Source organism: Roseburia sp. 1XD42-34 (assembly GCF_009917385.1).
Classification (GTDB): Bacteria; Bacillota; Bacilli; order Bacillales; family Amphibacillaceae; genus Virgibacillus.
Genome location: NZ_QWLJ01000034.1, coordinates 33,589 through 51,048 on the forward strand (window position 1 = coordinate 33,589; position 17,460 = coordinate 51,048).

Annotated in this window: 16 protein-coding genes; all 16 read left to right on the plus strand. The window is 33.1% G+C overall.

Translation table 11 applies throughout. The features are described 5' to 3' along the window. The 16 genes from D1839_RS15295 to D1839_RS15370 all read left to right on the plus strand — a co-directional run bounded on the left by D1839_RS15295 (position 1) and on the right by D1839_RS15370 (position 17,309). On the plus strand, positions 1-651 hold the full coding sequence (locus D1839_RS15295) for a sugar transferase (protein WP_207710063.1): 651 nt from the start codon (positions 1-3) through the stop codon (positions 649-651). Beyond that, positions 641-1,267, plus strand: coding sequence for an acetyltransferase (locus D1839_RS15300; protein WP_120380767.1), 627 nt, complete (start codon positions 641-643; stop codon positions 1,265-1,267). The genes D1839_RS15295 and D1839_RS15300 overlap by 11 nt, the downstream gene beginning before the upstream one ends. After that, positions 1,260-2,339: a glycosyltransferase family 4 protein gene (locus tag D1839_RS15305; protein ID WP_120380768.1), complete on the plus strand. Its 1,080-nt coding sequence runs from the start codon at positions 1,260-1,262 to the stop codon at positions 2,337-2,339. The genes D1839_RS15300 and D1839_RS15305 overlap by 8 nt, the downstream gene beginning before the upstream one ends. A gap of 21 nt (positions 2,340-2,360) precedes the next feature. Beyond that, entirely contained in the window at positions 2,361-3,284 is a 924-nt protein-coding gene (locus tag D1839_RS15310) for a glycosyltransferase family 2 protein (protein WP_120380769.1), read from the plus strand. 16 nt (positions 3,285-3,300) lie between these two features. Next, complete coding sequence (locus tag D1839_RS15315) at positions 3,301-4,692, plus strand: O-antigen polymerase (protein ID WP_120380770.1); 1,392 nt, start codon at positions 3,301-3,303, stop codon at positions 4,690-4,692. Positions 4,693-4,729: 37 nt separating this feature from the next. Next, entirely contained in the window at positions 4,730-5,296 is a 567-nt protein-coding gene (locus tag D1839_RS21130) for an acyltransferase (protein ID WP_286164829.1), read from the plus strand. Next, positions 5,293-6,489, plus strand: coding sequence for a glycosyltransferase (locus D1839_RS15325; protein ID WP_120380771.1), 1,197 nt, complete (start codon positions 5,293-5,295; stop codon positions 6,487-6,489). The genes D1839_RS21130 and D1839_RS15325 overlap by 4 nt, the downstream gene beginning before the upstream one ends. A gap of 12 nt (positions 6,490-6,501) precedes the next feature. Further along, on the plus strand, positions 6,502-7,779 hold the full coding sequence (locus D1839_RS15330; protein WP_120380772.1) for a lipopolysaccharide biosynthesis protein: 1,278 nt from the start codon (positions 6,502-6,504) through the stop codon (positions 7,777-7,779). A 47-nt stretch (positions 7,780-7,826) separates the two neighbouring features. After that, positions 7,827-8,846 carry a GDP-mannose 4,6-dehydratase gene (locus tag D1839_RS15335; protein ID WP_120380773.1) on the plus strand — a complete coding sequence of 340 codons (1,020 nt, stop codon included), beginning with the start codon at positions 7,827-7,829 and terminating at the stop codon, positions 8,844-8,846. 65 nt (positions 8,847-8,911) lie between these two features. Next, on the plus strand, positions 8,912-10,225 hold the full coding sequence (locus D1839_RS15340) for a nucleotide sugar dehydrogenase (RefSeq protein ID WP_120380774.1): 1,314 nt from the start codon (positions 8,912-8,914) through the stop codon (positions 10,223-10,225). A gap of 51 nt (positions 10,226-10,276) precedes the next feature. Beyond that, a complete protein-coding gene (locus D1839_RS15345) occupies positions 10,277-11,443 on the plus strand; it encodes a nucleotide sugar dehydrogenase (RefSeq protein WP_120380775.1) in 1,167 nt (388 codons plus the stop codon). A gap of 166 nt (positions 11,444-11,609) precedes the next feature. Next, positions 11,610-12,527, plus strand: coding sequence for an LCP family glycopolymer transferase (locus tag D1839_RS15350; RefSeq protein ID WP_120380776.1), 918 nt, complete (start codon positions 11,610-11,612; stop codon positions 12,525-12,527). 1,372 nt (positions 12,528-13,899) lie between these two features. After that, a complete protein-coding gene (locus D1839_RS15355; protein ID WP_120380779.1) occupies positions 13,900-14,853 on the plus strand; it encodes a LytTR family DNA-binding domain-containing protein in 954 nt (317 codons plus the stop codon). Positions 14,854-15,076: 223 nt separating this feature from the next. Further along, positions 15,077-15,925, plus strand: coding sequence for an ABC transporter ATP-binding protein (locus D1839_RS15360; RefSeq protein WP_120380780.1), 849 nt, complete (start codon positions 15,077-15,079; stop codon positions 15,923-15,925). After that, positions 15,922-16,620 carry an ABC transporter permease gene (locus D1839_RS15365; protein ID WP_199690242.1) on the plus strand — a complete coding sequence of 233 codons (699 nt, stop codon included), beginning with the start codon at positions 15,922-15,924 and terminating at the stop codon, positions 16,618-16,620. Before D1839_RS15360 ends, D1839_RS15365 begins: the two co-directional genes overlap by 4 nt. Before the next feature lie 143 nt (positions 16,621-16,763). Continuing rightward, complete coding sequence (locus D1839_RS15370) at positions 16,764-17,309, plus strand: GNAT family N-acetyltransferase (RefSeq protein ID WP_120380781.1); 546 nt, start codon at positions 16,764-16,766, stop codon at positions 17,307-17,309. Positions 17,310-17,460 lie beyond the last annotated feature (151 nt).

Below are 17,460 nucleotides of genomic sequence, written 5' to 3' on the forward strand. Positions count from 1 at the left end.
ATGAAAAAACAAAAGGGTGGTATTTATAAAAGGTTTTTAAAAAGACCTATGGATTTCATACTGTCTTTAATTGCTATTATAATACTTAGCCCTGTTTTTATTCTTATTACAATTCTTGTAAGAATTAAACTTGGAAGTCCAGTTCTTTTTAAACAAAAAAGACCAGGTATGAATGAAAAGATATTCACTATGTATAAGTTTAGAACAATGACCGATGAAAAAGATAGAAATGGAGAGCTTTTGCCAGATGACGTAAGACTGACCAAATTTGGTAAGCTTTTAAGATCTACATCATTGGATGAATTACCAGAGCTTTTTAATATTTTAAAAGGTGATATGTCCATTGTTGGTCCGAGACCATTATTGATGCAGTATCTCTCCCTGTATAATGAACATCAAAAAAGACGTCATGAAGTAAGACCAGGATTATCAGGACTAGCTCAGGTAAATGGTAGAAACGCTATTAGCTGGGAAGATAGATTTAATTATGATGTAGAATATGTTGATAACGTAAGTTTTATAGGGGATTGGAAAATTATATTTATAACTATAAAGAAAGCCATAGTACGTGAAGGAATTAATTCAGAGACTGCAGCTACAATGGAACCTTTTAATGGAAATGAGAGGGAAGAACAAGTTTATGAAAAATAAACTACTTATTATTGGTGCTAGTGGGCACGGTAAAGTATTAGCTGATATTGCTAAGAAAATGAATCAATGGAAAAGTATAGCTTTTTTAGATGATGATACAAGTAAAAAAGAAGTTTTGGACTTGGAAGTAATTGGAACTATCAATGAAGCATTTGAACATGTACATAGATATAGTTTTATTGTAGGTATCGGAAATAATGAAATAAGAAAGCATATTCAAGAGGAAATTAATTGTGAAAATGGGGAAATTGCTACATTAATACATCCTAGTGCTTGTATTGGGGAAGAAGTAGTAATAGGCATAGGAACGGTAATAATGGCGAATGCAGTCATTAACAGCGGTACTAAAATTGGAAACGGCTGTATAATAAACACTGCCGCTACTGTAGATCATGATAACATCATTAATGATTATGTTCATGTTTCTCCTGGGGCACATTTAGCAGGAAACGTTCAAATTGGATCAGAGTCATGGTTAGGTATAGGAAGTATAGTGAATAATAATATTAGTATTATTGCTAATACACTAATTGGTGCTGGTGGAACAGTAGTAAAAGATATAAAGAAGTCAGGCACATATGTAGGTGTTCCAGTTAGGAGATTAAAAAATGGCTAAAATTCTAATATTAGCTAATAATGATGTAGGCTTATACAAATTTAGGAAAGAATTAATTAAAGAACTAGTAATAAATAATGATGTATATATATCGCTCCCATATGGAGACTTAGTTCCTGAACTGAAAAAAATGGGGTGTAAGTATATAGACACCACGATTAATAGAAGAGGAACGAATCCATTAACTGATTTAAAGCTATTAATTACATACATAAAATTAGTAAAGAAATGTAAGCCTGATATAATTTTAACCTACACTATAAAGCCGAATATTTATGGTGGAATAGCTAGCAGGATTAATGGAGTTTCATATGTAGCTAATATAACAGGTTTAGGTTCAGCGGTAGAAAATAATGGGTGGTTGCAAAAAATAACTTTATTTTTATACAGAATCTCTTTAAAAAAGGCAAAATGCGTATTCTTTCAAAATAATGAGAATAAGGATCTGTTTGTTAAAAAAAATGTAGTTAGTAATCGGTTTAAAATTATACCTGGATCTGGTGTGAATTTAGATGATTATCCTTATATGGAATATCCAACAAATGAAAAAGTCCATTTTTTATTTGTTGCACGCATAATGAAGGAAAAAGGTATTGAAGAGTATTTAAATGCTGCTAAGCATATAAAATCCAAGTATGATTTCACAGAGTTTCATATACTTGGATATTGTGAGGAAGCCTATAAAGATAGACTTGAAGATATGCATAAAAAAGGTATTATTAATTATCATGGAATGCAAAAAGATGTTAAACCCTTTTATAAAAAAGCCCATTGTATAATTCACCCAACTTTTTATCCAGAAGGAATGTCGAATGTTTTATTAGAAGCTTCTGCCTGTGGCAGACCAATAATTACAACTAATCGCAGTGGATGTAAAGAAATTGTTGATCATGGTCGAAATGGATTGATTATAGACCCATGTAATACTTCAGATTTACTTAGGAAAATAGAAAAATTTATCCAACTAGATAATAAGACTAAGCTACAAATGGGGTTACAAAGCCGGAGAATAGTGGAAAAAAAATTTGACAGACAAATTGTAGTCCATAAATACTTAGAAGAAATATATTAATGTTTGGGGGAGGAGATTTATATGCACATTAAAATAAGTGTCATTATTCCAACTTATAATAGACCACATAAACTAAAAAGAGCAATTAATTCCGTTTTAAATCAAACCTTTAAAGATATAGAAGTTATTGTAGTTGATGATAATAATCCAAACACTCAAGCAAGAAAAGAAACTGAAAAAGTGATGAATGAATATTACGATAATGTTCAAGTAAAGTATATAAAGCATAAATATAATATGAACGGTTCCGCTGCAAGAAATACCGGCTTTAAAAATTCTGTGGGGAAATATATAATGCTTTTGGATGATGATGATGAATTTCTCCCTTGTAAAGCAGAGGCTCAATATAATTGTTTGGAGAGCAAAGATGAAGCTTGGGGAGCCTGCTACACTAAATATAAACGCTTAAGAAATGGTAAACTAGACACTGTTAGTGCAGAGACTAGGGAAGGCAGTTTGTTTTATGAAGAACTTTGTAGAAATCTATTTATTCAAGCTGGATCAAATTTAATGATTAGAAGGAATGTCTTTAAAGAGCTGAAAGGGTTCAATGAAACTTTTGAACGAAATCAAGATATCGAGTTTACAGTTAGGTTACTAAAAAAATATAAAATAGCATATGTAGATGTAATGGGATTAGTATATTATAGGCACCACTCTTATAAACGGCAATTCGATATGGACAAAATAACCAAACATTATGTTAGTACTTTTAAAGCACATATAGAAGAGTTAAGTGAGCAAGAAAAAAAAGTTTTTTACAAGATGATAAATTTACAGCTTTTTCGTTACAAGTTAATTTCGCAAAGAGACATAATTGGTTCTTATAAAATGATAAAAACAAAGAAAGTAGATATTCAAAATGCATTTAGTTATTTTAACCACTTATTTTATAGGAAAATATTTAAAAAAAGTTGTGGCTTCAACTTGGATAAAATAGCTTAAGTTTAGGGAGTATAGTATGGAAATTAATAATATTTTTTCTTTTCTTTCACTAATTGTTTATTTAATTATATTTTTAATAATATATGTATATGTAAAGAAAATGATTTCAGAAAAAGGGTTTAACATTATTAGTATGTTCGTTCTTACCTATACTCTGTTTTACTTTTTAGTACCCTTTATTCAAACTTTCTTTAAATTGTATAGAGATGAGACTTCAATTTTTACTAGAGTGTTAAATCAATTAGGAGATGAAGAGCTTTTTTTAAATTTGCTAATAAGCTTTGCCTGCCTAGCTTTAATTGTAGTATCTTATCATTTAAATTTTAAAGGAAAAAATAATGAAAAGAAAAAAACACCTAATAGTTTAGAAGTACCTAATAAGCTATACAAAAAAATACATAGTTTAACTGATATCATTTTTATTATTGGTGTAAGTAGTATTATGATTGTAATTCTGGACGTTGGTTCACTAAGTGCATATTTATCTTTAGGTAGTGTGACAAGAGGAATAAATAAGTCAACAACGGATTATATAAGTTCTAGTTCGTTGCAGTTTGTAACACTTTCAACAGTAATACTTATTCCTCCTTATTTATATTTATACATTTACAGACTTAAAAAGAAAAGAATAGCTTTTATAAAGTTTATTTTTGCGATGTTTTTTGCCATTTTGTTTTTATTATATAACCAAGGTAGAGCGCCACTTGTAATTTTCTTTTTGCCGTTTCTTTTTTTGTTGAGAAATAATGGAAAGAAAAAGCAGAATTTCACTGGCTTAATCGTACTCTTTGTAACAGGATTAATCCTACTAAGCTATTTGGATGGGCTTTTTAATTATATCTCTTATGGTGAATTTTACCACAAAGAAAGCAATCTCATTACAGATTTTTTAAGTGAGTTTAGTTATCCTTTTACGAACTTTTCAATACGAAATTATTTAATAGAAACTAACGGTTTTCGCAATTTTTATGATTATATTATATGGCCGTTTACAATGATACCTAGTGGTATATTAAGTATTTTTGGTTTTAATAAAGAACTAATTGTATCTTTAACAAGTGTAAATACAGCTGCATATGGTTATCTTTTAGGAGTTAACCCTTCAGGAGGAGTCCCTGTAGATTTTCTAACTGTACATTACTATCAATTTGGCTATTTATCTTTAATATTAGTATCTTTTATTAGCGGTAGATTGTTAAAATATATTGACAATATCTTTCTTTTTTTTAATGATTATTTTGCTATAAAGATAGTCCTTTATAGAATTTCTTTTTCTGTTATTAATATTGTAAATAATTCAGATTTATCTGCTATAATTCGTAACAGATTGGACGTAGTATTACTTCTGATAATTCTTATATATATTTATAAGAATTATAGATTGAACGAAAACTTATATAAATTCTAACTTGGTATTTCTATTTATGTAAAGGAGGTTAAGACTGGTGAGAAAGTACTTTATAAAATTATTCATATTGTTATCAAGGATAGTTATGCCTTTTTTTTACAAAAAAGATTATTTACAAGGAAGATGGTTTAGCAATTCTGCTAAGGGATGGAGGTGGTGTTGGAAATGTATATTCATGCAAAAAATTATAGGCTATAATAGAAAAATTCCATTTCCAGTATCTCATCGAAATAATATAAATAAAGTTGAAAATTTAATTTTTGACTTGGATGATATGAACAATTTTCAAAATTTCGGGTGTTATTTTCAAAACTTTGAAGGTAAAATATTTATTGGTAAAGGTACATACATTGCTCCAAATGTTGGTTTAATTACTCAAAATCATAAAATAAATGATTTAGACACACATGAAAAGCCAAAAGATATTATTTTAGGCACAAAATGTTGGGTAGGGATGAATTCTATTATATTGCCAGGAGTCACTTTAGGTGATAATACAATAGTAGGGGCTGGATCTATTGTAACTAAAAGTTTTAAAGAAGGTAATTATGTGATTGCAGGAAATCCTGCAAAAATTATAAAAAGGCTAGATGCTAAAAAATGAGAGCAAAAGAAAATAATATAGTAATTATTACACCATTTTACCCTATAAACCATAGAAATGATATTTACGAGGACACAAAAGCAGTTTATTACTTAATAAGTGAACTTTCAAAGTATAATAATATTTTAATTTTGCATATGTACATGCATGGGTTTAAAAAAGCTTGGAGATATTTATTTGATATACTTCCTATTAAAAGTGATTATAAAAAGTATTTGTATAAAGATAATTACGGTAATAGCTTATTGTTTTTTCAATACCTCCTTTTGTTACCAAAAAAAATTAGGACGTTAAAGTATTTTAGTTCAAGATATTCGATGGTATTCAGTAATTTTTGTTACATGCAAAACTACGATCCTCAGATAGGAATAGTTCATTTTCCTACATACTATATGGATTTTTTAAAAAGAGATAGAATGATCACTAAGAAAATTGCTATAATACATTCATTTGATATAAAAAACATAAAAAATAGGTATAGTTTTGAGTATTGGAGAGATTTTTTTGATGAATTTAATGCTATTGGGTTTCGTTCATATGTAATAAAGCGGGATTTTGAAAAAATACTTACACTTTCTGTTCCTACATTTATGTGCCTATCTGGTATCCCTGAAAAGTATGCAAATTTACATTTAAAAGAAAAAGATTGGAATAAACAGGAATTACGCTTTTTATATGCTGGGCGTTTAGACGCTAATAAGAATGTTATTAATAGTATTAAAGCACTTAGTAAACTCTCAAAAGATAATTATACTTTTACAGTTGTTGGAGAAGGTTCTGAAAAAGAGAAATTGGTAAAAGAAGCAGAAAAATGTGGTAATATAAGTAATATTAATTTTACTGGAAAAATGACAAGAGACGGTACTTTTGAAGAAATGAAAAAAGCAGATATTTTTATAATGGTTAGCAAAAAAGAGACTTTAGGGCTAGTGTACTTAGAAGCTATGGCAGCTGGTAATATTGTAATAGGGTCTAAAGGGCAGGGGATTGATGGGATTATTATCAATGGAGTAAATGGTTTTCTTGCTGAAGCAGAAAATATTGATTCAATTTATAATGCTGTTAAAAAAATATTAGCATTAAATAACTATGAACTAAATGAAGTGCGCAAAAATGCTAAAAAAACTGTGGAACTTCTAACAGATAACCGAGCATCCCAAAACTACCTTGAAAATATATATTCTATTTTATAAAGGGGAGGGGACATGAGAAAAATAAAAAAAATATTTGAAGACAAGTCATTTATTAAAGCCGTTATATCCCTGACATCAGGGTCTTTTTTTGCACAAACCTTAACTATACTTGCATCGCCGTTGCTAACTAGAATTTTTTCACCTCAAGAATTAGGAGTATACACCCTAGTTTTAACTGCAGAGGGTCTTTTCGCAGGTATTATTTGCGGAAGGTATGATGTTTCAATTGTTTATGAGCAAGATGAAAATAAAGTTTTTGCTTTAATTAAATCTAGTTCCCTTATTACATTTTTTCTAAGCTTGATTATATCAATTAGTTACGGATCTTACTATTTTATTTTTAATGAGGAGTACAGCAGCTATTGGTATGCCATAGTATTTATATTTTTTATGCTTTTATTTAATGGGTTAAATAGAATACTAGAGGCTTATAATAATCGAAAAAAAGAGTATAAAGTTATAACTACAGTTTACATAATTAAAACACTAATTCAAAACGTAGGATCAGTCGCTCTTGGACTTCTAAAACTTAGTGTATTAGGACTGCTGTTCTCACATACCATAGGATTATTGGGGGGCTTAAAGAAACAAGCTAAAACAATTTCCCTTCATATTAATAAAATTAGAAGTGTAAAAAATAATGAGATGAAAGAGGTGCTAAGAGATCATTTCAGGCAGCCGCTATATTCAGCCCCTGCAAACTTTGCTAACAAATTTTCTTATACATCTATTTTAGTTTTTATTGAATCTTTATTTGGTTTGGCAGTTTTAGGTTTTTATTCTATATCTTATAAAGCTTTAGGGCTACCTTTAACTGTAATTAGTAATAATGTAGCAAAGGTTTTTTTTCAAGAAGCATCAAGTGAGTTTAACCTAACTGGAAGGTTTTATAGAAGTTTTAATAAAATATCTGTTTTTCTATTGTTTATATCCATTCCAATGGTAGTAGTTTTGTTCTTTTTTTCTCCCAAAGTTTTTGAATTAGTGTTCGGTGAAAAGTGGAAGGAAGCTGGTGTTTATGTACAAATACTCGCGCCAATGTTTGGAGTAAGATTTATTGTTAATACAGTCGCATATGGCTTGCAGATAGTGAAAAAACAACATTTAGAATTAATTCTACAATTTCTATTTATATTTGCTTCTACGGGTGGTTATATCTTTACTAAGATTAGTTATTTAAATGTAAATCAATTTCTGTTGATTATTTCCATATCATTTTCAATTATATATTTTTTGTATTTTATTGTAATAATGTATTACGCCTATACTAATAATAGTGAAAAAAATTAAAGCATCAATTAGATTTGATATTTTGAAACAAAGGAGAAATTGTAGGAATGTACAATATACATATTGATGAGAGTTATCTAATAACAGGAGCAGCTGGTTTCATCGGTTTCTATTTATCTAAAAAACTACTAGACCAAGGTTGCACTGTTATTGGTCTAGACAATATGAATGATTATTATGATGTGAAACTGAAAGAAGCCCGCTTAGAGCAGCTAAAGCCTTATGAGAATTTCACTTTCATTCAAGGTGATATTTCAGATAAAGAACTAATGATGAGCACTTTTGCTGAATACAAGCCAAATATTGTAGTAAATCTAGCTGCACAAGCTGGAGTTAGATACTCTATTGAAAATCCAGATGTCTACATAGAAAGTAATATTATTGGGTTTTATAATATCTTAGAAGCCTGTAGACATCATCCAGTAGATCATTTAGTCTATGCTTCATCTAGTTCCGTTTACGGTGCTAATAAAAAAGTTCCGTTTGAAGAAACAGATTTCGTAGATAATCCTGTGTCGTTATATGCTGCAACGAAAAAATCAAATGAGTTGATAGCTCATACCTATAGTCATTTATATAAAATACCTGCTACAGGATTACGTTTCTTCACAGTTTATGGACCGATGGGAAGACCAGATATGGCTTACTTTGGTTTTGCCAACAAGTACTTTAATGGAGAGCCAATCAAGATTTTTAATAATGCCGATTTTGAAAACGATCTTTATCGTGATTTTACATATATTGATGATATTGTTGAAGGTATTGAACGTTTATTAAGCAATCCTCCTAAAGGAGAAGTGGAACATAAAGTATTTAACATTGGAAATAATAACCCAGAAAAATTGATGGTCTTTATTGAAACTTTGGAAAAATGTTTAAGTAACGCACTCAATAAAGAAATAGCTTTTGAAAAAATATTTGAACCAATTAAACCAGGCGATGTACCTGCTACATACGCTTCAACAGAACAGTTGCAACAAGCAGTTGGATTCCAGCCTAAGACATCTATTGAAGAAGGATTACAAAAATTTGCTGACTGGTATGTAGATTATTATAGGTTAATGTAAAACTAGTAAATTTATAGAATATTTTATCTAGTGATAAGTCAATTATAGAAAGAAGGTATGGAACAATGAGTTTATATGAAAAAATTTTAAACAAAGAAGAAAAGATTTCTGTCATTGGTTTAGGTTATGTCGGCCTACCGTTAGCTATTGAATTTGCAAAGAAATTTGATGTTGTCGGTTTTGATTTAAATGAAAAAAAGCTAGATAAATATCTCTCTGGTGTAGATGTTACAAATGAAGTAGGTGATAACATGGTGAAACGTACAACCATGTCATTTACAAGTAAGGAAGGGGATATTGCATCATGCAAATTTCATGTGGTAGCAGTTCCTACACCAATTAATACAGATAAGACCCCAGATCTTAATCCAGTTATTGGAGCTAGTAGAACTGTAGGTAAGCAATTAACGAAAGGTTCTATCGTCGTTTATGAATCTACTGTATACCCTGGGACAACAGAAGAAATTTGCATTCCAATTCTTGAAGAAGAATCGGGATTAAAGTTTGGAATAGATTTTAAAGTTGGATATTCTCCAGAACGTATTAATCCTGGTGACAAAGTGAACACATTAACAAAAATCACAAAAATTGTATCTGGTTGTGATGACGATTCCTTAAAGGAAATTGCAGCTGTATACGGTTCTATTATTGAGGCAGGCATTCATGAGGCAGAGTCCATTAAAGTTGCTGAAGCTGCAAAAGTAATTGAAAACTCACAACGAGATATTAATATTGCTTTTATGAACGAACTTGCTATGGTATTTGATAAGATGGATATAAACACCAATGCTGTATTAAAAGCAGCAGGAACAAAATGGAACTTCTTGAAGTTTACACCTGGGTTAGTTGGCGGACATTGTATTGGGGTAGACCCTTACTACTTTACATACAAAGCTGAACAGCTAGGCTACCATTCACAAATCATACTATCTGGTCGAAAAATTAATGACGACATGGGCAAATTTATTGCTAACAATATCATTAAAAAGATGATTAGAGCAAAACAAGAAGTCAATCATGCAAAAATTGCAATCTTGGGTATCTCATTTAAAGAAAATGTCGCTGACGTGCGTAATACCAAAGCCATTGATATTATTAACGAATTGAAAGAGTATGGTATTGACGTCCTCGTTCATGATCCAGTAGCTGAAGCAACTGACGTTTACGACGAATTTGGCATTACACTGGCTGAGAAAGAAGATCTAAATAACCTAGACTGTATAGTTTTAGCTGTACCACATGAAACGTTTAAAGAAAATTATACATTAGACGTGCTTGATAAAATGTTTAAGACAGACAAAAAAGTGCTTATTGATATTAAGAGTATTTTCAAACAAAAAGAGTGTGAAAAACAAGGCTACAGTTATTGGAGTTTATAAGTTATTATATAGTAAACTCAAATAACCTAATCAAAACTGGAGGAACTTCTCATGAAAATCGCAGTTGCAGGAACAGGATACGTTGGGTTAGCAAATGCTGTATTATTAGCACAATATAATGAAGTGGTAGCACTTGATATTCTGCAAGAGAAAGTAGATATGATCAATAGTAGACAATCTCCTATTGTCGATGCAGAAATTGATCGTTTCCTTAAAAATAAGGAATTGAAATTACGTGCTACGACTGATATAGAAGAAGCGTATAAAGATGCAGAGTATGTAGTTATTTCCACGCCAACGAATTATGATCCCGATAAGAACTATTTTGATACATCCACCGTAGAAGCTGTTATTCGTAATGTATTAGATACAAACCCTAATGCCATAATCATTATTAAGTCTACTGTGCCAGTTGGTTATACAAAAGAGATTAGCATTAAATTTGCGACAAGTAATATTATTTTTTCACCAGAGTTTTTACGGGAAGGTAAAGCATTATATGACAACTTGAATCCATCTCGAATTATTGTCGGCGAACAGTCCGAGCGGGCAAAAGTATTTGCTGATTTATTAGTTCAGGGAGCAGAGAAAGAGGATATCCCTGTTTTATTCACAAGTTCAACAGAGGCAGAAGCAATTAAATTATTTGCCAATACATATTTAGCTATGCGCGTATCGTTTTTTAATGAGCTAGATTCCTATGCAGAGGTCCGAGGTTTGGACCCCAAACAAATTATTGAAGGGGTATCGCTAGACCCCCGCATAGGCGGGCATTATAATAACCCATCATTCGGTTATGGTGGTTACTGCTTGCCGAAAGATACGAAACAATTATTGGCAAACTATGAAAATGTGCCAAACAATATTATTCAGGCTATTGTGGAAGCGAATCGGACAAGAAAAGATCATGTTGCCAAGATGGTTTTGGATCGTAAACCGAAAGTGGTTGGGATTTACCGTTTAACCATGAAGACAGATTCAGACAATTTTCGTCATTCTGCGATTCAAGGGGTTATGAAACGGATTAAGGCGAAAGGCATTGAAGTAATCGTCTATGAACCAGTATTACAAGAAGAAACCTTCTATAATTCACGTGTTGTCAATGATCTTAAATCATTTAAAGCAGAAGCGGATGTCATTGTTGCTAATCGCCTTGATGACAATATTCGTGATATTGCTGATAAAGTATATACCAGAGATTTGTTTAGCAGAGATTAATCATCAACCCGTGTATGGTTGATGAGATGCCCTAATGTAGCTTTCAAGTTGCCATTAGGGCATTTGTTTTTGACAAATTATGATATACTTTTTAAAGTAGAAATATCTTCTACGGGAAATTGTCAAATAACTGAAAATAAAGAAAAGAAATGGACTGGTGAATCTGATGAAACGCAGTAAAAGGAAAAAATCACGTAAGCTTTGGCTGAAAATTCCACTTGCCATCATTTTAGTACTTATACTTGGCGCTGGTGGTTACGCATTTTCCATATATAATAACGCAAAGTCCACAGCAAATGACAAAATAAATAAGCCTATAGATACAATTGATACAAAAGTAGCTAAGCAGAAAGTAAAGGCGACAGAGCCATTAAATATTTTACTTCTTGGTATCGACGAAAGGGAGGGGGATCGGGGGCGTTCTGATGCATTAGTATTGCTATCTTTAAAACCTAACGAAGATACCATGCAACTAATCAGCATTCCTCGTGATACACGGACGACGATCGTTGGAAAAGGGATAGAGGATAAAATTAATCATGCCTATGCTTATGGAGGTACTGAGATGTCCGTTGCTACGGTAGAGAACTTCCTCGATATTGATTTAGATTATTATGTCAGTATGAATACGGATGGTTTAGAGGAACTTGTCAACCAGCTGGGTACCATTCAAGTTGATAATGAAGTAGAATGGGATGATGGTAAATATCAATTTACGAAAGGATCAGTAGAATTAGACGGTGATAAAATGATGCACTTTGTCCGTATGCGTAAGCAAGATCCTGCTGGAGATTTTGGCCGTACCGAACGTCAACGTAAAGTCATTGAAGGGATTATTGATAAAGGAGTTAGAGTTGGCTCTGTCAATAAAATTAATGGCGTGATTGATGTGCTCGGAAATAATATGGCAACAAATATGGACTTTGATGATATGCAAGACTTGCTGTTTGGATACGCGGATGTACGGAAAAATGTCAATAGCTATATGATGCAAGGAAGTGGCACGAAGATTGAGGGGGTTTATTACTATCAAGTCCCTAATGAAGAAGTTGCTAAAGTTCATGATATGATAGCTGGGGCTTAGAATGAAATGAGTGGGGTGAAATTCATACTAGGTGAAAGGATCTCCCTCTTTCTCAAACGCAATGATAACGAAACGATAAAAAATTGCTCCTCGCTACTTAATATTGGTATTATAGCCAAAAGATAGAATTGTAGTCGGTTTGACATGGAGCCTCGGCGGGCATGATTGACGAGCCAAGACCCCAACATGAAAGGAATATTGGCTCACGCCAAAAACGCTATCATGCCCGCCACTCCACGTAAACCCTCCTAAACTACGTTCTGCTCCCATACTAAATAGCGAGGAAGCAAAAAAAATTAGGTATAGATATCCGCGGGTGACGAACACGAAAAACGGAACAACTTTGAAAAGCTGTTGTAACCTTTATAGTGTTTTGGCATTGCGATAATTCACCAGTTGGTTGGGGGACGTTTGTACAACAACTGATGGCGCGAGCGGGTCCTTGGTGTCGGCATTGAAATGATCATTGGAGCTTTAGTGGTGGTCGCGATTGCTATATATTTTGTATTTTTGATCAAGCTTTATCCTGTTTCAAGTGGTGATTTAAACCTGCCTTGGGATTTCCTACCCATATGTATCGATGCGTTAAAGGTTTCTGCGAATATCTTATTTGCTTCCTCGTTATTTAGTGTTTAGTATAAATTTTCATAGAGCTGTCCATGCTAAGTAAAAAAATCTATTAAACTATCTGGAAGCTGATTGCTTTATGAAAGATTTCCATGAAAAAAATGATTATTGCAGATGAATTGAGCCACGAGTGCGGAGTTTTGAGCCATTGATTGCGGAAGAAAGAGCCACTTGAAGCGGACTAGAGAGCTAGCAATGGAAAAAACCTCCTGTATAATTGAGCCTGCATGCCAACGAGCATGACTCTATTATACAGGAGGTTTTTGTGTGATTAATTATCGTAAGATTCTGGAACTGTATTTTGAGGATGTCAGTCAAGGAACAATCAGTTCAAGTACTGGACATTCAAGCTCAAGTTTGACACCATCCCACTACATGTGGATAGCCTCCCTGACTCTTTGTATTATATTAAACTATACTCTTAGTGTCCAAATTCATTTGGGGGCTTATGAGATGTAATGCTAAACCAAAAGTTTTTACGATCAACCACAAAAACTTAGGTTGCGCAGGTTTGAAGATAATTAGTAATATAGGTAGCAAAAGTGATGTCACTATTCCATGTTACCATATTAAAACAGAAGTTGTTCTTTCAAATGTGAATGGTAATTCAATATATAAAGTAATATTCAATAGTATTGTCGTCGATATCCTTTTTTGCAAGGAACATTTACAATTTACTAGGTGCTTCATGGTATACTAAATCATGGTAATAGTTTAATCATAAGTTTGAACAGGAGTTTGCTTTATGACACATTTTACGATTAATGAAGAGATCATGAATAGCAACGATTCGTTACCTCCCTTTACACTACTTATAGAGGATGGTGACACTACGGCAGTTTACAGTGATACGGAGATGCAGGATGAGCTCGTGAAAGTCCTCCGCAACAACGGCAGATTCACCGTTTTTGATCAACAGGAAGGGTTGTACCAACGGATATCCGTGGCAGCGAATATTGCTTTTTTCCATAAATGGTTCCACTGTGAAACGCCATTGCCTGAAATTCTTGTATTGTTTGAATTACAAAACTGTGCTAAAAAGCCTTTACATAAGTGTACGGAATCTGAAGTTCGTCGCATCTACTACGCTAAATACTTTATGAGCGGTGTGCGCCCGTTGATTTTTCATGAACCAGTTCATGGTGCTGATATTAGAACAATAAACACCTTCCTACATATGCTGCAAAAATTAAAAAACAGCCAAATACCCGTGCTAATTTTGGTGTCAAATATGGAACATGCCTTGTTGCTTGGAGATATAGCATACAAGTTAGGGGGCAATGGCATCCAGTCATTAGTAGTCGACGAGGAAGACAGTAGTGTGGAAGAATCTACAACACCCCGTGCAGTTACTACTACTCATTTTTTCAAGATTCCAGCAAAAGTAGATGATAAGGTGATATTATTTGACCCCCTAGAAATTGATTACATTGAAAGTCAAGATGGAAAAGCCATGATCATGGTTAACGATTCATCCTATATGTTGGATTCAACACTGGGTGAAATGGAGAAAAAATTGGAAGTGTACGGCTTTTATCGTTGTCACCGTTCGTATATTGTTAATTTACAAAAAGTGCGTGAAATTATAACCTGGTCTAAAAATGCCTATTCTCTTCGAATAGATAACAACGCTCAGTCAACAATTCCATTATCACGAACCAAAATACAAGACATTCAAGAAAAATTTAGCTTGAAATAGTCTCCGTTCTTTTGATATTACTCAAAAAATTGGCTTTCATATGATTTTAATAAAAAATTGTACAGTTCAACCAAATAACTGATACAAATAGCTTCTATACGTATATCGTTTAACTGGAAATTAGTACATTTCGACCTCTTGAAGGTACATTCCGTCATCTACTAACTGCACTCGTCTGTAAGGATCGCTATGATGGGAGTAGTTAGTTAGGGGAGGCTTTCAATTGGAAAATATAATGGAAGTAGCAGGATTAAAGAAATCATTTGGAAAAAACATAGCGATTAAAGATGTTAGTTTCGAGGTGAAAAAAGGTGAAGTTTTTGGGTTGCTTGGTCCAAGTGGATCAGGAAAAACAACGACCATAAAAATTTTAACGGGAGAGCTGAGCAAAACGGCAGGAAAAGTAACAGTTCTTGGCATGGATTCATCCCAAATTGGAACAGCTGATTTTAAGTCGAAGGTCGGGATACTATCCGATAACAGTTCACTATATGAACGGCTAACTATCTACGACAATTTGAAACTATTTTGTAAATTGTATCGTGCCCCTTTGCAGCAAATAGATGTGCTATTACGTGAGGTCAATTTGCATGAGGAACGAATGAAAACAGTCTCTAAGTTGTCCAAGGGGATGAAACAGCGGGTGCTATTAGCCAAAGCACTTATTCATAAACCAAAACTGGTGTTTTTAGATGAACCAACATCTGCTTTAGATCCTGGAAATATGGCGCATATTCATCGAGGATTACTTAAATTGAATGAAGCAGGAACGACGATTTTTCTAACGACACATAATATGGAAGAAGCGAATTCCTTATGCGATCGTGTTGCTTTTCTTCACGAGGGGGAAATAGTGGAATTGGATGATCCAGATGAACTTCGCTATAAGCATTCCACGCACGACTTTCATATCGAAACATATGAAGGAGAGAGGCTCGTGATTAAAAATACACCTGACAATGCAGATCGAATTAAGGAATTGATTGTATATAATCGGGTAAAATCCATGCAGACAGATAAGCCAACATTAGGGCAAGTCTTTTTGAAAGTAACAGGGGAGGAGCTGGTATGATGAATATTCAACGCATAAGCGCTATTTTTGAAAAAGATATAAAAGATTTTATGAAAAATATGATGCTATTGATGATGCCGCTTATCCCGATAGTATTAGCCTTATTATATAAGCAGATGAGTAATGGGGAAGAGTTCCCAATCTATTTCTTGTATCTAAATGTAGGAATAGCGTATTCTTCCGTTACGTCAACCTGTATGATGACCATGATGGCGGAAGAAAATGAAAAGAAAACATTACGCGGACTGATTCAGTCACCTGCCTCCATGGTAGACATTCTTGTCGGTAAAAGTCTCGTAGTCGGACTCATAACTTTTGTCTCTTTAACCGTGTCTTTAGCCATTATAGGAAGTGACCCATTATTGAATGGGAAAGCTATTCTTGCGTTGATTTTATTGTTTTTGTTCTTTCTGTTTTTAGGTATTGGCATTGGCTTATTTTCTAAATCTATTTCTGCAACGTCTGCTTATACTATGCCTGTCATGCTTTTGTTTGGGTTTACACCTATCCTTGGTTCTCTCCAGTTAGACGAGGATGGCATCATCATGACAATTACCGATACGTTTCCAATTATGCAAGCTATTGAATTGCACGAGAAGAGCTCTTGGGTGCCACTAGGAATTATTGCTGGTTGGGTTTTGGCAGCAGCGTTGTTCATGTATATTTGCTTTAAAAAGACGATGACGGATGATTAATTTGGTATGGCAAGTTTTGCTGTAAAAAGGAAGGATCAGTGGAAGAGTGATTTACTTTTCCACTGGTTTTTTGTATCAATTCATGGGGGGATTAAAATTGTATGAGGTCAAAGAAATTTTTCAAAGAGATGAGGTGGTGTAAGATGATTTATGTAGAGACGTCCAGATTAAGATTGCGTGACTGGGGTGAAACAGATATAGTTCCATTTTCTGCACTAAATGCAGATGAAAATGTGATGCGGTATTTTCCTAAAACATTATCAACCGAAGAAACAAAAGCTTTTTACACATTAATCATAGATAAGATCAAAGCGAATGGATATGGACTCTTTGCGGTGGAAGAAAAGGAAACCAAAGAGTTTATTGGGTTTATAGGATTTCATAAAGCGACATTTGAGGCAGATTTCACGCCATGTATCGAAATTGGCTGGCGATTAAAAAAAGAGTCTTGGGGTAAAGGATTTGCAACAGAAGGAGCAGCAGCTTGTTTGCAATATGGATTTACAAAATTAGGCTTCTCTGATATTTATAGCTTTACAGCCGAAGTGAATACCCCCTCACAAAACGTCATGCAAAAAATTGGAATGATTTATTTGCGAGACTTCAACCACCCAAAGATTAAGCAGGATAGCTCTTTACACAAACATGTGTTATATCATATAAACTGGAATGAATTTAACATTTGCTAAAATGAAATGATAAGTCTGTAAGTTAGGAAACGAAAAATTTGAATCCGAACGTGTTAATGTATGCATGAAAAAAGCGGTTCTATGTCAAATGTTGGGGTGGAGTGAGATGGAATCTCACCTACCCAACATGACTTCCAATTTTTTTATACTT